The organism is Rhodococcus sp. 05-339-2 (genome assembly GCF_002258965.1).
GTDB lineage: Bacteria > Actinomycetota > Actinomycetes > Mycobacteriales > Mycobacteriaceae > Rhodococcoides.
Window position 1 is genome coordinate 1 of record NZ_NOYW01000015.1, and the last position, 22,175, is coordinate 22,175.

The 22,175-nt window shown below is 65.3% G+C and carries 16 protein-coding genes; 5 read left to right on the forward strand and 11 right to left on the reverse strand.

Annotated features, from left to right (window positions below; translation table 11 throughout):
- Positions 1-221: 221 nt before the first annotated feature.
- The 8 genes from CH273_RS13230 to CH273_RS13265 form a co-directional block, all read right to left on the reverse strand.
- Entirely contained in the window at positions 222-4,025 is a 3,804-nt protein-coding gene (locus CH273_RS13230) for a multifunctional oxoglutarate decarboxylase/oxoglutarate dehydrogenase thiamine pyrophosphate-binding subunit/dihydrolipoyllysine-residue succinyltransferase subunit (RefSeq protein ID WP_082322553.1), read from the reverse strand.
- A gap of 110 nt (positions 4,026-4,135) precedes the next feature.
- Positions 4,136-7,870 carry an ABC transporter ATP-binding protein gene (locus CH273_RS13235; RefSeq protein ID WP_032396530.1) on the reverse strand — a complete coding sequence of 1,245 codons (3,735 nt, stop codon included), beginning with the start codon at positions 7,868-7,870 and terminating at the stop codon, positions 4,136-4,138.
- A 182-nt stretch (positions 7,871-8,052) separates the two neighbouring features.
- Entirely contained in the window at positions 8,053-8,823 is a 771-nt protein-coding gene (locus tag CH273_RS13240) for an ABC transporter permease (RefSeq protein ID WP_032396491.1), read from the reverse strand.
- Positions 8,820-9,863: an ABC transporter ATP-binding protein gene (locus CH273_RS13245; protein ID WP_032396492.1), complete on the reverse strand. Its 1,044-nt coding sequence runs from the start codon at positions 9,861-9,863 to the stop codon at positions 8,820-8,822. Before CH273_RS13245 ends, CH273_RS13240 begins: the two co-directional genes overlap by 4 nt.
- Positions 9,864-9,985: 122 nt before the next feature.
- A complete protein-coding gene (locus tag CH273_RS13250) occupies positions 9,986-10,825 on the reverse strand; it encodes an LLM class F420-dependent oxidoreductase (RefSeq protein ID WP_032396493.1) in 840 nt (279 codons plus the stop codon).
- Positions 10,826-10,868: 43 nt separating this feature from the next.
- Complete coding sequence (locus CH273_RS13255) at positions 10,869-11,588, reverse strand: hypothetical protein (RefSeq protein WP_032396494.1); 720 nt, start codon at positions 11,586-11,588, stop codon at positions 10,869-10,871.
- Positions 11,589-11,617: 29 nt separating this feature from the next.
- Positions 11,618-12,634 carry a glutathione S-transferase family protein gene (locus tag CH273_RS13260; protein ID WP_052049827.1) on the reverse strand — a complete coding sequence of 339 codons (1,017 nt, stop codon included), beginning with the start codon at positions 12,632-12,634 and terminating at the stop codon, positions 11,618-11,620.
- A 57-nt stretch (positions 12,635-12,691) separates the two neighbouring features.
- Positions 12,692-13,444, reverse strand: a complete 753-nt coding sequence (locus tag CH273_RS13265; protein ID WP_052049829.1) for a GNAT family N-acetyltransferase — start codon at positions 13,442-13,444, stop codon at positions 12,692-12,694.
- A gap of 174 nt (positions 13,445-13,618) precedes the next feature.
- Here CH273_RS13265 and CH273_RS13270 point away from each other — a divergent pair, with 174 nt between their 5' ends.
- The 3 genes from CH273_RS13270 (at position 13,619) to CH273_RS13280 (ending at position 16,180) form a co-directional block, all read left to right on the forward strand.
- The gene (locus CH273_RS13270) at positions 13,619-13,822 is read left to right on the forward strand and encodes a cold-shock protein (RefSeq protein WP_008714360.1); all 204 of its coding nucleotides are present in this window, start codon (positions 13,619-13,621) and stop codon (positions 13,820-13,822) included.
- A 303-nt stretch (positions 13,823-14,125) separates the two neighbouring features.
- Complete coding sequence (locus CH273_RS13275; protein WP_230596896.1) at positions 14,126-14,716, forward strand: PadR family transcriptional regulator; 591 nt, start codon at positions 14,126-14,128, stop codon at positions 14,714-14,716.
- Between the two features lie 9 nt (positions 14,717-14,725).
- Positions 14,726-16,180 carry a DHA2 family efflux MFS transporter permease subunit gene (locus CH273_RS13280; protein WP_032396496.1) on the forward strand — a complete coding sequence of 485 codons (1,455 nt, stop codon included), beginning with the start codon at positions 14,726-14,728 and terminating at the stop codon, positions 16,178-16,180.
- Positions 16,181-16,247: 67 nt separating this feature from the next.
- Here CH273_RS13280 and CH273_RS13285 read toward each other — a convergent pair whose 3' ends face one another.
- Positions 16,248-17,393: an acyl-CoA dehydrogenase family protein gene (locus CH273_RS13285; RefSeq protein WP_032396497.1), complete on the reverse strand. Its 1,146-nt coding sequence runs from the start codon at positions 17,391-17,393 to the stop codon at positions 16,248-16,250.
- 89 nt (positions 17,394-17,482) lie between these two features.
- Here CH273_RS13285 and CH273_RS13290 point away from each other — a divergent pair, with 89 nt between their 5' ends.
- Together CH273_RS13290 and CH273_RS13295 are read left to right on the forward strand one after the other, a co-directional pair.
- A complete protein-coding gene (locus tag CH273_RS13290) occupies positions 17,483-18,274 on the forward strand; it encodes an enoyl-CoA hydratase/isomerase family protein (RefSeq protein WP_032396533.1) in 792 nt (263 codons plus the stop codon).
- Positions 18,275-18,284: 10 nt separating this feature from the next.
- A complete protein-coding gene (locus CH273_RS13295) occupies positions 18,285-19,226 on the forward strand; it encodes an adenosine deaminase (RefSeq protein ID WP_032396498.1) in 942 nt (313 codons plus the stop codon).
- A gap of 19 nt (positions 19,227-19,245) precedes the next feature.
- Here the strand turns inward: CH273_RS13295 and CH273_RS13300 are convergent, their stop codons facing one another.
- Together CH273_RS13300 and CH273_RS13305 are read right to left on the reverse strand one after the other, a co-directional pair.
- Positions 19,246-20,733 (reverse strand): molybdopterin-dependent oxidoreductase, encoded by a 1,488-nt coding sequence (locus CH273_RS13300; RefSeq protein ID WP_032396499.1) that lies wholly within the window; start codon positions 20,731-20,733, stop codon positions 19,246-19,248.
- A gap of 61 nt (positions 20,734-20,794) precedes the next feature.
- Positions 20,795-22,105 (reverse strand): D-arabinono-1,4-lactone oxidase, encoded by a 1,311-nt coding sequence (locus tag CH273_RS13305; RefSeq protein WP_032396500.1) that lies wholly within the window; start codon positions 22,103-22,105, stop codon positions 20,795-20,797.
- Between the last annotated feature and the right edge of the window lie 70 nt (positions 22,106-22,175).

Below are 22,175 nucleotides of genomic sequence, written 5' to 3' on the forward strand. Positions count from 1 at the left end.
GCGCAGTACGACGGTCCATTCACGCGCCCCCGCCCCGCGTCAATGGACCATTGCACTCCTCAGACGTATGCAGGGGTCCATTCACTCGTGTCCGGGGGGCGCGTGAATGGACCGTCGTACTGCGCAGACGTATGTAGTGGTCCATTGACGCGGAACGGGGGAGCCCAGCAACGACGACAGCGGCCCACCCCCGAAGGAGTGGGCCGCTGTCGCGAGTGTTTCTAGTCTTCGCCGACTGCCTTGAAGGCCTCGTCGATGATTTCGAGTTGCTCGACGGCGTGCACCTTGCTCGATCCCGACGACGGTGCGGACATGGCGCGACGGGAGATGCGCTTGATGCCGACCAGCTTCTCGGGCATGAGCTCGGGCAGTGCGAGACCGAAGAACGGCCAGGCACCCTGGTTCGCCGGCTCTTCCTGGACCCAGCGGAATTCCGTTGCGTTCGGGTAGCTTTCGAGTGCTTCCCTGATGCGGCGAACCGGCACGGGGTAGAGCTGCTCGACGCGAACGATCGCGACGTCGTCGCGGTTGTCCTTCTGCTTACGAGCGAGGAGCTCGTAGTAGAGCTTGCCGCTGACCATCAGCACTCGCTTGACCGCGCTGCGGTCACCGGTGCCGGTGTCGTAGGTGGGCTCGTCGAACACCGAGTGGAACTTGCCGTCGGTGAAGTCCTCGATGTTGCTCACCGCTGCCTTGTTGCGCAGCATCGACTTCGGGGTGAAGACGATCAGCGGGCGACGAATGCCGTCACGCGCGTGCCTGCGCAGCAGGTGGAAGTAGTTCGCGGGGGTCGAGGGGAGTGCGACGGTCATCGAGCCCTCGGCACACAGGGTCAGGAAGCGCTCGATGCGTCCGGACGTGTGGTCGGGACCCTGACCTTCGTGGCCGTGCGGCAGCAGCAGCACGACGTCGGAGAGCTGACCCCACTTGGCTTCACCGGACGAGATGAACTCGTCGATGATGGACTGTGCGCCGTTGACGAAGTCGCCGAACTGCGCTTCCCACATCACCAGTGCGTCCGGGTTGCCCACGGAGTAGCCGTACTCGAAGCCGACGGCTGCGAACTCGCTGAGCGCGGAGTCGTAGACCATGAACTTGCCGGGGTTGTCGCTGCCGATATTCTGCAGCGGCGTGTACTCGGCACCGGTCTTGCGGTCGATGATCACCGAGTGGCGCTGGGTGAACGTGCCGCGGCGGGTGTCCTGGCCGGAGAAGCGGATGTTGCGTCCCTCGTCCACCAGCGATCCGAGTGCCAGCAGCTCGCCGAAGGCCCAGTCGACCTTGCCCTCGTACGCCATTTCTCGGCGCTTCTCGAGAACCGGCTTGACGCGCGGGTGCACGTTGAAGCCGTCGGGAACGGCGAGGTGCGCGTCACCGATACGGTGCAGCACGGCCTTGTCGACCGCGGTGGTCAGCTTGGCGGGCAGCTGCTGATCGAGCTCGACCGACTCACTGGGCTCAGGGGTGTACTTCTCGAGTTCGCGTACCTCGTTGAAGACGCGTTCGAGCTGGCCCTGGTAGTCGCGGAGTGCGTCCTCGGCTTCCTTGAGCGAGATGTCTCCACGACCGATGAGCGATTCGGTGTAGCTCTTGCGGACGCTGCGCTTGGTGTCGATCACGTCGTACATCGCCGGCTGCGTCATCGAGGGGTCGTCGCCCTCGTTGTGACCGCGACGGCGGTAGCAGATCATGTCGATGACGACGTCCTTGTGGAACTTCTGACGGAAGTCCACTGCCAGCTGAGCGACCCAGGCGCATGCCTCGGGATCGTCGCCGTTGACGTGGAAGATCGGCGCGGCGATCATCTTCGCCACATCGGTGCAGTACTCGGACGAACGCGAGAACTCCGGCGAGGTGGTGAAGCCGACCTGGTTGTTGACGACGATGTGCACGGTGCCGCCGGTGCGGTAGCCCCGCAGATCGGACAGGTTCAACGTCTCGGCGACGACGCCCTGGCCTGCGAATGCGGCGTCTCCGTGCAGCATCAGCGGCAGAACGGAGTAGCCGCCCTGGCCGGTGCCCTTGTCCAGCAGGTCCTGCTTGGCGCGAACGAGGCCTTCGAGAACCGGGTCGACGGCTTCGAGGTGCGACGGGTTCGCGGTGAGCGAGACCTTGATGTCGTTGTCACCGAACATCTGGATGTACGTGCCCTCGGCACCGAGGTGGTACTTCACGTCGCCGGAGCCGTGCGCAGCGGCCGGGTTCATGTTGCCCTCGAACTCGGTGAAGATCTTCGAGTAGGGCTTGCCGACGATGTTGGCGAGCACGTTCAGTCGGCCGCGGTGCGGCATACCGATGACGACCTCGTCGAGGGCGTATTCGGCGCTCTGGTCGATGACGGAGTCCATCATCGGGATGACCGACTCGGCACCTTCGAGCGAGAACCGCTTCTGCCCGACGTACTTGGTCTGCAGGAACGTCTCGAACGCCTCGGCGGCGTTGAGCTTGCTCAGGATGTACTTCTGTTGTGCCACAGTCGGTTTGACGTGCTTGGCTTCGACGCGTTCCTGCAGCCAGGAGACCTGCTCGGTCTCGAGGATGTGGGTGTACTCGACGCCGACGTGGCGGCAGTACGAGTCGCGCAGAACGCTGAGCACGTCCCGCAGCTTCATCTTGTCCTTGCCGTGGAATCCGCCGACCTTGAACTCGCGGTCGAGGTCCCACAGCGTGAGGTCGTGGCTGATCACGTCGAGGTCCGGGTGCATCCGGAACTTGTCCTTGGTGAACTGCAACGGATCGGTGTCGGCCATCAGGTGACCGCGGTTGCGGTACGCAGCGATGAGCTCGAGCACGCGGGTGTTCTTGTCGACCGTGCCCTCGGGCAGATCCTTGCGCCAGCGAATGGGCTCGTAGGGGATCTTCAGCGAGTGGAACAGCTCGTCGTAGAACTCGTCGCTGATCAGCAGGTTGTGGATCGTCTTGAGGAAATCGCCCGACTCCGCACCCTGAATGATGCGGTGGTCGTACGTCGAGGTCAGCGTCATGAGCTTGCCGACGCCGAACTCGGCGAGACGCTCGTCGCTGGCTCCCTGGAACTCTGCCGGGTACTCCATCGCACCTGCGCCGATGATCGCGCCTTGGCCGTTCATCAGACGCGGCACCGAGTGCACGGTTCCGATTCCGCCGGGGTTGGTCAACGAGATGGTGACGCCCTGGAAGTCCTCACCGGTGAGCTTGCCGTCGCGCGCACGACGCACGATGTCCTCGTACGCGTTGTAGAACTGCGTGAACGTGAAGTCCTGCGTGTTCTTGATGGCGGCGACGACGAGGGAACGGTTGCCGTCCTTGCCGGGCAGGTCGATCGCGAGACCGAGGTTGATCGCTGCCGGAGTGACTGCGTTCGGCTTGCCGTCGACCTCGGCGAAGTGGCGGTTCATGTTCGGGAACGCCTTGACGGCCTGCACGATGGCGTAGCCGAGCAGGTGCGTGAACGAGATCTTGCCGCCGCGGGTGCGAGCGAGATGGTTGTTGATCACGAGACGGTTGTCGACCATGAGCTTGGCCGGGATCGCACGGACGCTGGTCGCGGTCGGAATCTGCAACGAGGCGGACATGTTCTTCGCCACAGCTGCAGCAGCGCCGCGCAGAACCTTGCTCGACTCCTCGCCGAACTCGGCTGCGGCGGGCTTTGCGGGAGCGGACTTCGCCGGTGCTGCCTTCTTCTCGGCAGGCTTGGCGGCGGCAGGCTTCGAGGCCTCGGCCTTGGGAGCGGCGGTTTTCGGAGCTGCCTTGGGTGCTGCGGCCTTCTGCGCGTCGGTCTTGTCGGAAGCAGAAGCGGCCGTCTTGGCTGGTGGCGCGGGCGCTGCGGGAGGCGCGGACTTGGTCGAGCTGCCGTTCGAGGATGCGCCGTTACCGGCAGCACCGTTGGATCCGGCGGTCTCGTCGGTCGCTGCATCGGGGTCGTAACCGGTCAGAAACTCGTGCCAGCTCGCGTCGACGGATGAAGGGTCCTTCTTGAATCGCTGGTACATCTCGTCGACCAGCCATTGATTTTGTCCGAATTGGGTAGTAGAGCTGCTGCTCACGGCAGTAGTTCGCCTCGTTTCTGTCTTCGTTCCCGTTCAGCGCGCGTACGTGTTCAGGCTAGACCTTTGGTCCAGCTCACGTGCGTCCGGGACGTAGCTGTGATATGTACTCACCGGTAACCATCGGCCTCGTTGTCGATGACACCTTGGACTATCGAATTATTCCCTCGGTTCGTTTCGGCTGCAGTCCACAAGTGCGCGTAGAACCCGCCCTGCGTGCGCAGCTCCGAATGTCGACCTACTTCCACGATACGGCCGCCGTCGACGACCACGATCAGATCCGCTCGTGCGGCGGTCGCCAAGCGATGCGCGACGACCACCGCGGTGCGGGTGCGTGCGACGGCACTGCTCGCTGCGAGCACGGTGCGTTCGGTCGCGGGGTCGAGCGTGGCGGTGGCCTCGTCGAGCAGGAGAAGGTCGGGGTCGACCAGCTCGGCCCTGGCCAGTGCGATCAGCTGCCGTTGACCCGCGGACAGCCCTTGACCGCGCTCGCCGACGGGCTGGTGCATACCGCCGCGAAGTGCGGCGATGGTGCTCAGAGCTCCCACGGATCGGGCCGCGTTCTCGATGTCGGCACGGGTGGCGTCGGGCCTGCCGTAGGCGATGTTCGACGCGACGGTCCCGGTGAACAGGTGCGCTTCCTGCGGTACGACGCCGAGTCGGTGCCGGTAGTCCGAGAGGCGATAGTCGCGTAGATCGTGGCCGCCGACGCGCACCGATCCGGAGGTGGGATCGTAGAAGCGGGCCAGCAGTTTCACGACCGTGGATTTGCCCGCGCCGGTGCGCCCGACCAACGCGACGGTGGTGCCGGCGGGGATGGTGAGATTTACCTCACTCAGGGCGTCGGACTGTGCTCCGGCATACCGAAAACCGACGTCGACGAGTTCTATGTCGGCGTGCAGGCGTCCGCCGGGGAGTGCGGTGGTGTCCGATTTGGTGGACGCTTCTATTGAACTCGTGGTGCGGAGGAGATCACCGATGCGGCCGACACCGACACGTGCTTGCTGGTAACCGTCGAACACCTGCGATAGCTGCTGGATCGGACCGAAGAGCAGCCCGAGATAGAGCACGAACGCCACGAGAGTGCCCGCTGTGGTGGTGCCGGTGGCGATCTGATGCGCGCCGACGAACACGACGACGGCGAGGGCGATGTCGGAGAGCAACGTGATGAGGGGGAAGAACACCGAGATCGCGGTCTGCGACCGCATCCGACTCACCCGGTAGCGGTCGGAGCGTTCGGCGAACCGGGATGCGGCGTACTCCTCGCGTCGGTACGCCTGCGCGGCGCGCAGTCCCGTGACGTTCTCCTGGAAGTCGGCATTGACGATCGAGATGCGCTCGCGAGATGTCGAGTACGCCGCCGACGAGATGCGCCGGAAGATCACGGTGGCCACAGCGAGGGGCGGCACCACCGCCAGCGCCACCAGTCCCAGTGCCGGGTCGGTGACGAGCAGTGCGGCGGCGATGCCGACGACGGTCAGCACGCTGACCACTGCGGTCGAGGCTCCGGTCTGGATGAAGGAAGACAGCGCATCGACGTCGGTGGTCATTCGCGTCATGATGCGACCCGACAGTTCGCGTTCGTAGTAGTCCAGGCCGAGCCGTTGGATGTGCGCGTAGCTGCGCACCCGGAGTCCGAAGAGCACTCGCTCGCCTGCTCGCGCCGTGATGACCGTCGTCCAGCAGACGACGAACCAACTCGCCGCAGCCAACACGACACCGATCGAGGTGGCGATCCACAGGGTGTTCGAGTCTCCGCCGGCCACCCCGCTGTCCACCGCGTAGCGAACGAGCGAGGGGAACGCGATCGAGGCCAGTGAGTCCAGCGCGAGGAGCACCACCACCGCTGCCAGCAACAACCGCACCGGGCTCAGCAGTCTCGACAGCCGGAACTCCGGGTCGGGTCGACGAAGTTCGACTCCCGATGCAGCCGGATCCTCCGTCGCGGGCGGCAGCGCCGCGACCGCCCGGGAGATCGCCGGAGTCGGCGCGAGTGAGCCGAAGGCCCCCGCCATCGCAGTTCCGTGACCACCTCCGCCTCCGGGCGCGGGCGCTGACACCGCGCCGGGCTCGACGGTCGCCTCCGCCGCGGACTCGGGCCAGAGCGTGTCGGCGGACGGTTCCGCTGTCGGTTCCCGGTCGGTGTCGTCGTTCGCGTCGCCGTCCCCGCCTGCGAGGAGGGCCCGGAACAACGGACAGCGCCGATCCAGTTCGTCGACCGTTCCGGTGTCGATGATGCGGCCGTTGTCGAGGACGGCGACGCGATCGGCCAGTGTCAGGGTCGAACGGCGATGTGCGAGAACGAGAGTCGCGCGAGTACGGACGCCGCGCAACGCGTCGAAGATGGCGGCCTCGGTCTCGGCGTCCACGGCGGAAGTGGCGTCGTCGAGGATCAGAATTCGCGGTTCGACCAGAAGAGCGCGGGCCAGTGCGATGCGTTGGCGCTGACCGCCCGAGAGAGTGAGGCCGCGTTCGCCGACGAGGCTGTCGTATCCCTCGGGGAGCGCCTCGACGAACGTCGAGGCCTGCGCGAGCCGCGCCGCATGCCTGATGTCCTCCGCGGTGGCGTCGGGCCTGCCGAGGGCGATGTTGGCGGCGATGGTGTCGGAGAAGAGGAACGGCTCGTCGAACACCAGCGAGACCGCCTCGCGTAGCGACGTCGAGTCGAGGTCGTCGATGTCGATCGACGTTCCGTCGGACGTCAGCGCAATCTGCCCCCGAGTCGGGCGGTAGAAGCGGGGGAGCAGGAGTGCGAGTGCGGTCTTTCCCGAGCCCGCGTGACCGACGACGGCCACCGTCTCACCGGGCGAGATGGTCAGGTCCAGGCCGGTGAGCACGTCGCGTTCGGGTTCGAATCCGAAGGTCACCTCGGAGATACGGACTCCGAGCGGGCCGTCGGGCAACGCGACGGGTTCGGCCGGTTCCGGGTCGGACGGCTCGGTGTCGACCACCTCGTAGACGCGTTCGACGGCCGCGCGGGAGAGTTGGGCCATGATCACCACCGACGAGACGGTGCGGGTCACGGCGGACAGAGTCGCGACATAGGTGGCGAAGGCCAGGAAGGTGCCGATCGTGATGTGGCCCTCCAGGGCCAGATAGCCGCCGAGGGCAATGACTCCGACCAGACCGAGTTGAGGAATGGTGGCCATCGACGGTGCGAACCGTGAGTTGATCTTCGCCGACCGCATGCGCTCGGCGAACAGCCTGCGACCCAGTGTCTCGATGCGATCGACCGCGCGGGCTTCCTGCCCGAAGCCCTTGACCACCCGAACGCCGGTGACCGTCTCCTCGACGTGTTGTGCCAGATCGGCGGCGCGTTGCTGCGCCGACCAGGTGGCCGCGAAGAGAGTGGGCCGAATTCGGTAGACCACGATGCCGACCGCAGGAACGATGAGTACCGCGACAACGGTGAGCAGCGGCGACAGATACGCCATCACCGCCAGCGCCAGCACGAACTGCAGGACGGCTCCCGCCGACAACGGCACCATGGCCAGCAGCCCCTGCACCAGTTGGAGGTCGGTGATCGATCTCGAGACGACCTGCCCGGTACGGATCTCGTCCTGCTTGCGCCCGTCGAGCCGCTGCAGTGACGCGAGCAGGTCGAGGCGTAGATCGTGCTGGACGTCGATCGAGAGCCGGCCGGCGAGCATGCGTCGACCGAATTGGCACGCGAAACGCACCAGGCCCAACAGTGCGATGGCGGCGGCGACGGCGGCGATCTTCTCGCCTCTGCCGGCCGTCGCGTCGTCTATGGCGACTCTGGTGAGGAGCGGGAACGAGATGTCGATGACCGCGGCGATCATCGTCACGCCCAGTGCTCCGAGTGCGGTGCGTCGATGCAGCATGCACTGCGCGATCAGACGTCTGATCCACCCACGCCGGGGCCTCGACGCGGGTTTTGCGCTGTCGAGTGTCGACGAGCTGCGTCCGGGTGCCGCTGCACGGTCTTTCACCGCATTACTGTGTGCCATCGCCTCACCACGGTAGACCCGAGTACCGACAGGGTCGGCCCGCGAACGATGCGACGTCAGTCGATGTCGCGGGTGCGGGCCAGGAACCAGCCGACGCCGGTGAGGATCGCGGCCCACAGCGCGAGTCCGAGCGGTGCCCACGGCCACGACGCCAGGTCGCCGGCGTCGTCGAGTTGAGTCGCCGCCATGGTCGGCAGAGTCAGGTTCGACGGCAGCGCTACGGCGACCGATCCGAGCCCGAGTCCGAACAGGATCAGCGAGAGCAGACCCTCGCCGAACGGCAGCCAGGCGACGAGCACGATCGCGGCCCACGTCGGAGATTTGAGCAGCAGACCCAGGCCGGCACCGATCATCGACCACAGCACGACTGCGAGGAGGCACGACAACACCACGCCGACGAACGCGCCGTCCAGCAGCACGGTCCGCTCGTTGAATATCAGCAGGCAGATCAAGCTGGCCAGCAGCACCACCAGGCCGTATCCGAGGCCGAACAGCGCAGTGACGACGAGTTTGGCGGCAATCACCCCGTCGCGGCCGCGAGCGGTCAGGAAGCTGGTGGTGATGGTCTTGTGGCGGAATTCGGTTCCGGCGTTGACGGCACCGAAGATCCCGGCGAACAGAATCGCGGCACCGGCGGCGACGTACAGGCCGATCGAGGCGACGCCACCCGAGATGTCCAGGTCCTCCTCGAATTCACCCAGCTGATTCGCGATCACCGACGTGATGACGGACGCGAACACTCCGACGACGATCGGGGCGATCGCCAGCGCCCACCAGAATTTCAGTGTGGTGACCTTACGGATCTCCGACGTCAGCAGTGCGTTCATCGCTGACCCCCGTTCCAGTTCTGTGGCGGACCGTAGTTCTGCGGCGGAGCGCCGTACCCCGGCGGTGGGCCGTAACCCTGCGCAGGACCCGGCGGGCCGTAACCGTGGGGAGTCTGCCGAACGGGTGCGGCGTTGTACTGACCCGTGGTCATCGACAGGAACACCTGCTCGAGGTCGACGTGTTCGCCGGTGGTCCCGAAGATCGTCACCTGGGCGGCGGCCGCGATGCGGGCGATCGTCGCCGCGTCGGGACCGGCGACACCGATGCGTCCGTCGGGAAGCAGTTGGCTGTCGTTGAACCCATTCGAGGCCAAGGCCAATGCCAAAGCTGCGGGGTCCGATGCGGCCACCAGTACGCGGCTCGGGCGCGTCGATCGCAGTTGCGCGATGGAACCCTGGTACACGAGTGCGCCGGCGCTGACGATCACCAGATTGTCGACGGTCTGCTCGATCTCGCGCAGGATGTGGCTCGATACGAGCACGGTGCGACCCGACGCGGCGAATGCCTTGAGGAAGTCGCGCAGCCAGGCGATTCCTTCGGGGTCGAGACCGTTCGCGGGTTCGTCGAGCACAAGGATTTCCGGATCTCCCAGCAGGGCTGTCGCCAACGTCAGGCGCTGACGCATGCCGAGCGAGAAACCGCCTGCGGCGCGGTCGGCGACGTCACCGAGCCCCACGAGGTGCAGGACGTCGAGCGCGCGGCTGTCGGGTATGCCGATCGCAGCGGTGTAGATCTTCAGGTGGTGTGCCGCGCTGCGCTTGGGGTGCAGGCTCAGCGAGTCGAGGACGGCACCCACCGTGCGGGCGGGGTGGGTCGCCGCGCGGAACGGCATGCCGTTGACGAGGCCGACACCCGAGGTGGGAGCGACGAGTCCGAGGAGCATGCGCAGCGTCGTCGTCTTGCCCGATCCGTTGGGGCCGAGGAATCCGGTGACCGTTCCGCGCGGAACGACGAAGCTCAGGTCCGAGACCGCGCGAACTGTGCCGAATTGCTTGGTCAGTGCTTGCGCTTCGAGCGCAGCTCCCGGATAGCTGGACATCTGTGCACAATCCCCCTGGCCGTAGGTCACCTCGAGTACCGGCTGCGCGCGGCAACCGGTACTCGAGGCTACGGGGTGCGACCGACATCCGGTGCGGCCCCACGTGCGCGAGTCGTCCCGCTTCAGCGATGCAGCGCGGCGGCGATCTCTCGGTAAGTCTCGAGCGGATCGGCCATGTCGGGCAGCGAGTGCAGTGTCACGTGCGAAGCACCTGCATCGATGTGCTCGTTCAACCGTGCTGCGATCGCGTCGGCGGTACCGTGCGCCACCAACGCGTCGATCAGTCGGTCGCTGCCGCCGTCGCCGATCTCCTCGTCGGAGTAGCCGAGTCGGTTCAGATTGTTGGTGTAGTTGCGCAGGTGCAGGTACGGATTGTTGACCGGTGGTCGGCCGATCGAGCGTGCCTGCTCCGGATCCGACTCGAGGACCACCTTGTGTTCGGGTGCCAGAATCTTGTTCGGTCCGAGCGCCTGGCGTGCTTCACGGGTGTGCTCGGGGGTGGTCAGGTACGGATGCGCACCTGCGGTGCGGTCGGCCGCAAGCGCGAGCACCTTCGGTCCGAGCGCAGCGAGGACGCGTCGCTCCACCGGGACTCCGGCCTCGTCGAGAGCGTCGAGGTAGGCGACCAGAGCGTCGTACGGCTTGGTGTATTCCTGCGTCGCCTCCGGATGGCCTGCGCCGATTCCGAGGACGAATCGGCCCGGATGCTTGCTCTCCAACCGGTGATACGACGCGGCGACGTCGGCCGCTGCGTCCGACCAGATGTTGACGATGCCGGTGGCGACGACGACCGTCTCGGTGGCGTCGAGGATCTCCTCGCTGGTGGTCAGGTCCGCGGGCGGCGAGCCGCCGAGCCAGATCGTCCCGTAGCCGAAGGATTCGATCGCCCGGGACAGTTCGGGTGTGAACGCCGAGTGCAGTCGCCAGACGCCGTACTTGCCGAGTTCAGGTGTGGAAGTCATGTTCGTAGTCAACGCGGCAGAGTCACGAAGATTCCGCTGCCGGTCACTCGTCCGGTTCGATGACCCGATTCTCCGGGAACCGAGCAGGCGGCGGGCCGAAGGCATCGCGGGCATTCTTGATGACACCTTTGCCGACTGCGCGGTTGCCTGCGCCGCCGATCGCCGCACCGATGCCTGCGGGGAGCATCTTGCCGACCAGAAGCGCGCTGCGTTTGGCCAGGTATTTGGTGATGAACTTCTTCACCAGCGACTTGTTCATGCTGGTCATCGAGCCGCCCGGGATGCGGGAGGTGATCAGCGGCCCCCAGTTCTTCGCCGTCTTGCCGACTGTCCGTTGCACGATCTGCATTCCCGACTCGCCCAGCGCAACCGAGAGCACCAGGGCGCGTCGTTGCTGGTGGTTCTCGACGGGGATGCCGTGTACGGCGGCCACCGACAGTGTCAGCAGTGCGGAGGACTCGATGAAGAAGGCAGTTTCGGCACCCACCGCTGCGAGCGAGGCGACGGTTCCGACGCCGGGGATCGCCGCGGCACCGCCCACCGCGGAACCGCTGCCGGTGACCGCGAGCAGAAACCGCTTCTCCAGCCGTTCGATGATCTGCGCGGGGGTGTCGTACGGGTGTGCTCGACGCACGTGCGCGACATACTTGTCGACGGCGGGTCCCTGGAGGCGGCTGGCGTTGTCGAGGATGTTGACCAGCGCGCGTTCGAGCTTGCCTCCACCTCCGACGTCGAGATGTGCGTCGTCCTTCTTGCCGGCCATGGGGCCTCTTTCTCGTGGAGGGTCGTGAGTCAGTGCACCCAGTGGTCGGCTGGAACGAGCTCGTCCGGCTTCGGCGGCGGGGGAGCGGTTCCGTCGCCGAACGGTGATCCTCCCAGGGATTCGCGGCCGTGGGGTTCGAGCCACCCTGCCAGGTCCGGGCCCTTGGGCACGATCGCCGTCGGGTTGATGTCGGTGTGCACCTCGTAGTAGTGCCGCTTGATGTGGTCGAAGTCGACCGTGTCGCCGAATCCGGGCGTCTGGAACAGATCGCGTGCGTAGTTCCACAGCACCGGCATTTCGCTGAGCTTGCTGCGATTGCACTTGAAGTGGCCGTGGTAGACGGGATCGAAGCGTACGAGGGTGGTGAACAGGCGCACGTCGGCTTCGGTGATGTGCTCGCCGACGAGGTAGCGCTGGGTGGACAGGCGTTCGACGAGCCAGTCGAGGCGCGCGAACAAGCGGTCGTAGGCCTTTTCGTACGCCTCCTGCGAGCCGGCGAATCCGCAGCGGTAGACGCCGTTGTTGACGTCTCGGAACACCAGATCGGCGACCTCGTCGATCTCGGCGCGCAGCGCTTCCGGGTACAGATCGGGGGCACCGTCGCGGTGGTACTGCGTCCATTCGGTCGACAGGTCGAGGGTGATCTGCGGGTAGTCGTTGGTGACGACCTCGCCGGTGGGAACGTCGACGATGGCGGGGACGGTGATGCCGCGCTCGTAGTCCGGGAAGCGAGCGAAGTAGGCGTCCTGCAACCTCGGGATCTGCAGAACGGAGTCGACGCCGCCTGGCTCTTCCTGGAAGTTCCAGCTGCGCGGGTCGTGGGTCGGCCCCGGAATGCCAAGGGACAGCACGTCTTCCAGCCCGAGGAGGCGACGCACGATGATGGATCGATGCGCCCACGGGCAGGCGCGTGCGGCGATCAGTCGGTACCGACCGGGTTCCACCGGATAGCCGTCTCGGCCGTCCGCGGTGATTCGCGTCGGAATGTAATTGGTGTCGCGCGTGAATTCCTTGCCCGGTTCCACGTAGGCGGCATCGTCTGCCATTGTGTTCACTCCTCGCATCGATCGGTCCCCGACGACGCTACCCAGTCCGGAGGTACCTCAACCGTGATCGCCGCGAAGCACCGCGGTGTGACGGACGCCGATCTCCACGTAGCCCAGCCGCGCGGCGAGGCGTCGAGCACTGGCGTTCTCCGGTCTCGATCGCCATTGCGGAATCAGGCCGTCGTCGATGGCGTCGTTGGTCGCCAGCCTGCCGACCACCTGGGCGTGGCCTCGTCGGCGATGGTTCGGGTCCGTCAGGACACGCATGTCGGCCAGGATCAACTGCTGCTCCGAGTAGCCGGCCGACGCGAGGGAGTGCGCCGAGTCCGCAGGCCTGTCGTCGCCGAGCAGAGTGAACCAGTGCCGTGAGACCGGCTCGTCGAACGCCTCGGCGACGTCGGCTTCACTGCAGTGCGCAGCCAGGTTGCGCGCATGCTCCGCTTCGTGGGAGATCAGCGGGTCGTGTACGTCGATGGTGTGGCCGATGTCCGACCCGTAGGCCACGGTGTGTGTGCCGCTGTCATAGCGCTCGGATCGGTCACCCAACAGCGTCGAGATCCAGGTGCGGTCGGTTCCGGCATGGCCGGTGAGTGTGCGCGAGGCGTCCACCGCCCAGGACGGACCGGAGATCAGGGTGGTCTCGGCCAGTCGCAGGACGGTGATGTCCTCGGTGGCACCGACATGTTCGACGCGGTCGGAGTCGGTGTCGAGGGCTCGATCGTCCATCTGCAGCTGTCGACACCACGCCAACCGGACGATGTCGAGTCGGTGGCGATCGAACGGACCCGCGTCGGGCAGAGGGGAATTCACGCTCGAAACATTAGCCACAGGGCCGCAGGGCTCCATTTCGGTTTCACCGTCCCAAAGCAATCTTTCGAACTTTTTCGCCCCCGGTGTTTCGCTCAGCGCCGATAGATGGCAGACTCGGACTTGAGATTAGAGCTTCGACGTGAAGATCTAGCTCGCTTACAGAAGGTTTACAGAATGACGCAGGGCAGTGTGAAGTGGTTCAACGGCGAAAAGGGCTTCGGCTTCATCGAGCAGGATGGTGGCGGACCGGACGTTTTCGTTCATTACTCGGAGATTCAGGGTAGCGGCTTCAAGTCGCTCGACGAGGGCCAGCGCGTGGAGTTCGAGGTGGGCCAGGGTCAGAAGGGCCCCCAGGCTACCGGCGTCCGCGCCATCTGATTCAAGCTTCGTAACCCGACTTCTCCTGGTGGAGTGAGCTTCTCGAAGTAGATTTCACCAGAAATTCGGTGACAAGGCCGGATACACGGAAGAGATTCCGAGTATCCGGCCTTCGTCTGTCGAAAGGGACATCGACCTCGGTCGATGTCCCTTCTGCATTTCCAGGACATCATGTGCCGTATGTCCGATTGATCCCCAGGTCGGAGCATTGTCCTGGTTGCAGTCGGCCTTCCCGCAAGCTTATATTCCAGTTGGAATAATTCGACTGGGGTATCGGGAGGGAGTGCGATGCGAGGGGCGGCAGTGAACCCGCTGGGCGTATCGGTCCTGGCACTGCTCTCGGAAGGTGCCATGCATCCCTACGAGATGTACCAACTGCTGCTGGAGCGTAAGGAAGATCGAATCGTCAAGGTTCGACCGGGGTCGCTGTACCACGCCGTTGCGCGACTCCACGGGCAGGAACTGGTCGCCGAGGTCGGAACGGACCGCGGCGGCAACCGACCCGAGCGCACCACCTACGAGATCACGCCCGCCGGCCGACGCGTTCTCCTCGACAGGCTCACCGAGATCCTCCGCACCCCGGTGCGTGAGTATCCGCAGTTCACCCTCGGTCTGTCCGAGATGCACAACCTACCGGCGTCCCAGGCGATCGCCCTGCTCCGTGCACGAATCGAAGACCTGTCGCTCGAGATCGAGGAACTGTCCGGTTACCAGCGCCTGGCAGCAGAACGCAAGGTGTCCGAAATCTACTGGGCCGGAATCGATTACACGTACCACATGTTGTCCGCCGAAGTGAATTGGTTGACGAGCTACATCGATCGCGTCGACAGCGGCGCGTTGCCGTGGCCGCACGAGATTTCCGCACACCACACGACCCTGACGGATCGGGACTAGGAGAACAGTATGAACGCCGTCGAGACCGCTCCGCCGCAGCAGGCGATCAAACCCTGGCCTGCCCTGTGGGCACTGTGCCTCGGCTTCTTCATGATTCTGGTCGACACCACCATCGTGGCAGTCGCTCAGCCGGCCATCCTCGCAGGCCTGAACACCGACATAAACAACGTCATCTGGGTCACCAGCGCGTATCTGCTGGCGTACGCCGTGCCGTTGCTCGTCACCGGACGACTCGGTGACAAGTTCGGTCCCAGAAACCTCTACATCGCCGGTCTGGTCGTGTTCACCCTCGCGTCGGCGTGGTGCGGGCTGTCCGGATCCATCGAGATGCTCATCGCTGCGCGTGCCGTGCAGGGTCTCGGCGCTGCGATGATCACCCCGCAGACGATGGCCGTGATCACCCGGGTGTTCCCCGCCGAGAAGCGCGGAACGGCCATGGGAGCGTGGGGTGCCGTCGCGGGGGTGGCGACGCTCGTCGGTCCGATCCTCGGCGGCGTCCTGGTCGACTCACTCGGCTGGGAGTGGATCTTCTTCATCAATCTGCCGGTCGGTGTAGTTGCAATTGCGTTGGCGCTCAAGTTCGTTCCGGTGTTGCCCACCAACGACCACAAGTTCGATCTGCTCGGTGTCGCACTCAGTGCCGTCGGACTGTTCTGCATTGTCTTCGGTATTCAGGAAGGGCAGAAGTACGACTGGGGGACAGGTATCTGGATCCTGATCGGTGTCGGATTACTCGTCTTCGCCGGGTTCGTCTACTGGCAGTCGGTGAACAAGAGCGAACCGCTGGTCCCGTTGGCGCTCTTCCGTGATCGCAACTTCTCGCTCTCCAATATCGGCATCGCCGCAATGGGTTTCGCGATGTCCGGCATGATGTTGCCGATCATGTTCTACGCACAGAGCGTCACCGGGCTCACCCCGACCCGATCGGCACTGCTGTTCGTGCCGATGGCACTGCTGACCGGCATTCTGGCACCCAACGTCGGCAAGCTCGTCGACAGGACACATCCGCGCTACATCGCCGGTTCGGGATTGTTCATCCTGGCCGCATCACTGCTGTGGTTCGCGTACGAGATGACACCCACCACGGCGATCTGGAAGCTGCTGATCCCCGTCGCCGCAATGGGCGTGGCCAACGCGTTGATCTGGTCTCCGCTGGCGGCCACGGCAACTCGTAATCTTCCGATGAGTCAGGCCGGCGCAGGCTCGGGCATCTACAACACCACCCGCATGATCGGCTCCGTGCTCGGTAGTGCGGGCATCGGCGCGCTCATCCAGTCTCGCCTGGCCGCCGAACTGCCCACCGGTGGATCTGCCTCGGGGGCAAACGAATTCGCCGGCCGAGTGCCCGAGATGCTGCGTGACGGTTTCACGACCGCCATGGCCCAGTCTCTGATCCTGCCCGCCGCGGTGTTGATCGTCGGCATGATCGCGGTCTGCTTCTACGCTCGGCCCGCGTTCAAGTAAGTGCCTGCGGCAGTGGTGCGTTTGGGTCCCCCCTGCGGCACTTATCCGCACCACTGCGCGAAGCGCACTACAGGCCCAGATCGCGGCCGATCAGTTCCTTCATGATTTCGTTCGATCCGGCCCAGATCTTCGTGACGCGAGCGTCTTTCCACGCCCGGGCGGCGCGGTACTCGTTCATGAAGCCGTAGCCACCGTGCAACTGGACGCAGTGGTCGAGAATCTCGTTCTGTACCTGCGAGCTCCACCACTTCGCCTTGGCTGCGTCGATGGCCGTCAGCTCACCGATGCCGTGGGCGGCGATGCAGTTGTCGATGTAGGCCTGTGCCACATCCAGTTTGGTGACGAGCTCGGCGAGCAGGAACTTGTTCCACTGCAGCGAGCCGATCTGCTGGCCGAAGGCCTTGCGGTCCTTGGCGTATTGCAGCGTCTCCTCGAGAATCGGGCGCACGTGTCCGAGGTTGGCCACCGAGCAGCTGATGCGTTCCTGGGGGAGCAGCTGCATCATGTGGATGAAGCCGCCGTCGAATTCGCCGATCATGTTCGAGCTCGGGACCCGAACGTTCTCGAAGAACAGCTCGGCAGTGTCGGACTCGGGCTGACCGACCTTGTCGAGCTTGCGGCCACGGGAGAATCCTTCGGTGCCGTTCTCGACGGCGAAGAGCGTGATGCCCTTGGCCTTCTTCTCCGGCGTGGTGCGGGTGGCGACGATGACGAGGTCCGCGGAGTTGCCGTTGGTGATGAAGGTCTTCGAACCGTTGATGATGAAGTCGTCTCCGTCCTTGACGGCGGTGGTCTTGAGCGCAGCGAGATCCGAGCCGCCGGACGGCTCGGTCATCGCGATCGCGGTGAGTATCTCGCCGCTGCAGAAGCCGGGCAGCCAGCGCTTCTTCTGCTCCTCGGTGGTGAGCTTGACCAGGTAGGGAGCGACGATGTCCACGTGAATTCCGAAGCACGACGCCACCGCGGCACTCGAGCGGGCGAGTTCCTCGGCGAGGACGGCGTTGAATCGGTAGTCCTCGGCTCCGCTGCCGCCGTATTCCTCGGGCACTTCGAGGCCCAGGAATCCGTTGCGACCTGCTTCGAGCCAGATCTCGCGGTCGATGTATCGCTGTTCGACGAGCTTTTCCTCGACCGGTGTGATGGTGCGGGTGACGAACTCGCGCACCGACGCACGGAAGTCCTCGTGATCGGCCTCGAACAGGCTGCGCTTCATCTATCTGTTCCTCTCGGTAACGGTGAGTTACCTGCGCACAATACTCGTTGGTAACAACCGTCCGAGACCGGTGTGGCACTATGCGAACCATGGCTGACGCACCCACTTCGCTCGTTCGATCCACCACCGCGGCAGGCGCCGAGGTCGCCGTCCTCACCTTCGACCACGGCCCGCTCAATCTGTTCGATCAGGCCATGTTCGACGCGGTGGCAGCGAACGTTGCCGACCTCGTCGCGCGGCCCCCTCGTGCGGTGTTGCTTCGTGCCGAGGGCAAGGTCAACTCCGCAGGTGTCGACGTCCATGTGTTCGAGGGCCTGTCCGCCGCACAGGGTGCGGATCTGTGGCGGGGTCTGTTCGCACAGATTGCTCATCCGCTCGAGGCGCTGCCCTGCCCGGTGATCTACGCCGCGCACGGTTTGACGCTCACCGCCGCGTTCGAGATCTCGCTGGCCTGCGACATCATTCTCGCCGGTCCCAAGGCCAAGTTCGGTCTGGTCGAGACCGTCGTCGGGTTGACGCCGTCGATGGGTGGCCCGCAGCGCCTCGCCGAGCGGGCCGGTTCGGGTCGGGCTCGTGAGCTCGTCATGACCGGTGACCTGTACGACGCGCAGACACTGAAGGAGTGGGGCGTGGTCAATCAGGTTCACGACGACGTCGATGCCGCGGCCCTCGCGCTGACGCATCGACTGGCCGACGGCCCCACGGTCGCACATGCGGCGACGAAACAGATTGTGGCAGCGTGGCGTTCGGGCGGTGTGTCCCATGCGGACGAGGTCACCTCGGAGGTCTCCGGTGCCCTGTTCGAAACAGAGGATCTGCGGGGTGCGGTGAAGAGCTTCCTCGAGGTCGGTCCGGGTAAGGCGACGTACACGGGCAAGTAGCATCGGGTGAGTGAGTACTGATCAGCTGGCCGAACTGCACCTGCACATCGAGGGGTCACTCGAACCTCCGTTGATATTCGAGCTGGCGGAGCGTAACGGATTGTCGTTGCCGTACAGCGACATCGACGAACTGCGGGCGAAGTACGAGTTCACCGACCTGCAGTCGTTCCTGGATCTGTACTACGCCAACATGGCCGTGTTGCGCACTGCCGAGGATTTTGCCGATCTCGCTCGGGCCTACTTTCGCCGCACGGCGCAGGCCGGAGTGACACACGCGGAGATCTTCTTCGATCCGCAGGCGCACACCGAGCGCGGCGTCCCCCTCGAGGCCGTCGTCGACGGATTGGCGGACGCGTGCGCCTCCAGCGAGCGCGAGTTCGGCGTCACCAGTGGGCTGATCGCGTCGATCCTGCGGGACAAGCCGGTGCTGCACGCCAACCAACTACTCGACGATCTGTTGGCCATGAAGGCCCCCATCATCGGTCTCGGTCTCGATTCCGCCGAGGTGGGCTATCCGCCGTCACTGTTCGTCGACGTGTTCGCCAAGGCGCGCGCCGAGGGACTGCACGTCGTCGCGCATGCGGGCGAAGAAGGGCCGCCGGATTACATCTGGCAGGCACTGGATCTGCTGAAGGTCGAGCGCATCGACCACGGAGTGCGGTGCCTCGAAGACGAAGCACTGGTCGATCGTCTTGTAGAGGAACAGATTCCGCTCACCGTCTGCCCGCTCTCCAACGTTCGGCTCAAGGTGATCGACAACGTCGACCAGCTGCCGTTGCGGCAGATGCTCGCGCGCGGCCTGTCGGTGTCGATCAATTCCGACGATCCCGCTTACTTCGGCGGCTACGTCGACGACAACTTCGCGGCCCTCGAAGCGGGAATGGGTCTCACCACGGCCGAGCGAAAGCAGCTGGCCGAGAACTCGATTCGCTCCAGCTTCGCGACTGTCTAGATCAGCGCGACTGTCCGGATCAGGTCGCCGTCACCGAGATCCGCGGGTAGCCGGTGGCACCATCGGGAACGGTGTCGGCGGTCTGGTTGGTCTGCAGCTCGCCCGCGGAGTTGGTGGCGCGGGCTCGGATCGCGTGTTGGCCCGAGGGCAGGTCCAGCTCGACGGTCCATTGCCGCCAGGTGTCCTTGGAGTACTCCTCGGACAGTGTGGCCGGCACCCAGTTTCCCTCGTCCACTTGCACTTCGACGGCGTCGATACCGGTGTGCTGATCCCAGGCGACGCCGGCGATGACCGTCTTCCCCGCGGGCACGGAACTGCCCGATCGCGGGGTGTCGATCCGGGAGGCCGTCTTGATCGGCCCGAGCGCGCCCCAACCGCGGTCGGTCCAGTATGCCGTCGCGCGGTCGAAGCGGGTGATCTCGATGTCGGTGACCCACTTGGTCGCCGAGACGTAGCCGTACAGACCGGGTACGACGAGCCTCGCCGGGTAGCCGTGTTCGACGGGCAGCGGTGCGCCGTTCATTCCGACGGCCAGCAGCGCGTCGCGGCCGTCGAGCAGCACCTCGAGGGGAGTGCCCGCGGTGAAGGCGTCACTGCTCGACGACAGTGCCATGTCGGCGTCGGGGGAGAGGCCTGCTTCTTCGAGAATATCCTTGAGCGGGTAGCCGATCCACGTCGCGTTGCCCACGAGGTCGCCGCCGACGATGTTGGAGACACAGGTCAGGGTGACCGTCTTCTCCACCGCCTGGCGCTGCGCCAGGTCGGCGAACGTCAGCTCGATCTCGCGGTCCACCATGCCGTGGATCCGCAACGACCACGTATCCGACGCCACCCGCGGCACGACCAGCGCGGTGTCGATGCGGTAGAAGTCGTCGTTCGGGGTGATGTACGACGCGAGGCCGTCGATCTTCAGGTCCGCCCCGGCCGGGATCGGTGGTTGCGGAGTGGGCGTGGGCAGCATGAAGCCGAGTCGATCCGCGGTGACGGCGCGGGCGGAGGTCAGCATCCGGCCGGCTGTCCCGGCAACGACGCCGAGTACCGCGGCACCGGCGGCGAGGGTCAGGAAACTACGTCGGTTCATGCCTTCGGTCGCAGGGGCGGCGGCACCGATGAGGGCGTGCAGCACGACGATGCCCACGATGACGCCGCCGATGGTCGGGACTGCGTAGAGCGCGGTGGCGTCGGGTCGAGTCACTGCCGCGAGTACGCCCACAACGCCCAGTGCGGCGAACACCACGGCACCGATCGGCTTGCGGGCGATTCCTGCCGCCGCGGCGATCGCGCCGATCACCACGGCCATGCCGACGAACAGGGCGAGCTTGTCGGAGGTGCCGAACGTGTCGATGGCCCATTCACGGATCGCGGCCGGACTGTTGTCGACGGCCGAGGACCCGACGGCGGTCAGTGGTGACGAGTTGGGTCCGATGGGCACGGCGATCAATTCGCCGACACCGAGGACGACTCCGGCGGCGACGATGCCGGACAGCGCGCGTTTTCCTGTGCTCACTCGCTCCAATGTAAGCGAATTCGTGGTGAGCGGTACTTCGTAGCCTGCTACGAGTTACCGCTCACGACAGCAGACGCTCGAGGTACTCGCTGCCGAACAACTTGTCCGGGTCCATCGAGTCCCGAACACGCAGGAAATCGTCGAAGTGTTCGTAGGTATCGCGCAGCTCGTCGCCGCCGAGGGAGTGCAGTTTGCCCCAGTGCGGCCTGCCGTCGACGCTGCGGCAGATGGCTTCGACGGCGTCGAAGTACTCGCGGTGATCGCGGCGGTGGTACTGGTGGACGGCGATGTAGGCCGTCGGGCGTCCGGATGCGGTGGAGAGCCAGATGTCGTCGCCCGCGGCGAAGCGGACTTCGACCGGGAACGCGATGGACATCGACGACCGTTCGAGCCATCGATCCACCTCGCGCAGCACCCAACCGATCTCGGATGCGGGTACCGCATATTCCATCTCGACGAACTTGACGGTTCGCGACGACGCGAACACCCGGTACGAGCGGTCGATGTACTCGCGAGCCGACAGTGCCCGAGCCGAGACCGCATTGACCCGAGGAATCAGTGCCGGTATGCGGGTCACCACCCGGTTGAGGCCCTCGAAGACCGTGTTGGACAGCAATTCGTCGTCGATGTAGGAGCGCACCTTTCCCAACGGCTTCAGCACGACGTCACCGGGCAGGCGGGTGTTGCGTTTGGTCAGCACGCGGTCGGTGTGCGGAAACCAGTAGAACTCGAAGTGGTCGACGGCGGCGACGGTGGCGTCGAGTTCGGCGAGCGTTGCCCGCAACGTCGACGGCTCCTCGACGGCCCGCAGGGCGAAGGCCGGAACGCACTCGAGCGTGACTCGGGTGATGACGCCGAGCGCACCGAGCCCGATGCGGGCCGCGTCGAACAGTTCCGCGTTCTCCTCGCGAGAGCACTGCACGAGTTCGCCGTCCGCGGTCATCAGTTCCACCGCGCACACCTGGGTGGCGATGCCGCCGAAGCGTCCTCCCGTTCCGTGGGTACCCGTGGAGATGGCGCCCGCGATGGATTGTTCGTCGATGTCGCCGAGGTTGGTCATGGCCAGCCCGAGATCCCACAACCGCGCGGTCAGCTCGCGCAGCCGGGTGCCTGCGAGCACTGTCACCCGGGCCGACCCGTCGTCGTGCACCACGGATTCGATGCCGCGCAGCGAATCGAGGCCGATCTGGACGCCGTCGGTCACCGCGATCGGAGTAAAGGAGTGACCGGCTCCGACGCATCGCACCGTGCGAGATCGTTCGGCGGCACCGGCCAGCACGACGCGCAGCTCGTCCACCGACGTGGGCTCGGCGCGGTCCGACGGGGACGCGTGTTGATTGCCTGCCCAGTTCTGCCACGACCCCGCGTTCATTCGATCACTATTGCATTGCTCGTACCGCGCGGAGGCGTGCCTGGATCAATCCGAGGCACAGAACTCGGCC

What these genes read in the sequence shown, in the direction of transcription:
- CH273_RS13255 (WP_032396494.1), bottom strand. Translation starts at nt 11,588, where the DNA reads ATGGCCGGCAAGAAGGACGACGCACATCTCGACGTCGGAGGTGGAGGC.
- CH273_RS13240 (WP_032396491.1), bottom strand. Translation starts at nt 8,823, where the DNA reads ATGAACGCACTGCTGACGTCGGAGATCCGTAAGGTCACCACACTGAAA.
- CH273_RS13285 (WP_032396497.1), bottom strand. Translation starts at nt 17,393, where the DNA reads ATGAAGCGCAGCCTGTTCGAGGCCGATCACGAGGACTTCCGTGCGTCG.
- CH273_RS13290 (WP_032396533.1), top strand. Translation starts at nt 17,483, where the DNA reads ATGGCTGACGCACCCACTTCGCTCGTTCGATCCACCACCGCGGCAGGC.
- CH273_RS13235 (WP_032396530.1), bottom strand. Translation starts at nt 7,870, where the DNA reads ATGCTGCATCGACGCACCGCACTCGGAGCACTGGGCGTGACGATGATC.
- CH273_RS13305 (WP_032396500.1), bottom strand. Translation starts at nt 22,105, where the DNA reads ATGAACGCGGGGTCGTGGCAGAACTGGGCAGGCAATCAACACGCGTCC.
- CH273_RS13260 (WP_052049827.1), bottom strand. Translation starts at nt 12,634, where the DNA reads ATGGCAGACGATGCCGCCTACGTGGAACCGGGCAAGGAATTCACGCGC.
- CH273_RS13250 (WP_032396493.1), bottom strand. Translation starts at nt 10,825, where the DNA reads ATGACTTCCACACCTGAACTCGGCAAGTACGGCGTCTGGCGACTGCAC.
- CH273_RS13270 (WP_008714360.1), top strand. Translation starts at nt 13,619, where the DNA reads ATGACGCAGGGCAGTGTGAAGTGGTTCAACGGCGAAAAGGGCTTCGGC.
- CH273_RS13245 (WP_032396492.1), bottom strand. Translation starts at nt 9,863, where the DNA reads ATGTCCAGCTATCCGGGAGCTGCGCTCGAAGCGCAAGCACTGACCAAG.
- CH273_RS13280 (WP_032396496.1), top strand. Translation starts at nt 14,726, where the DNA reads ATGAACGCCGTCGAGACCGCTCCGCCGCAGCAGGCGATCAAACCCTGG.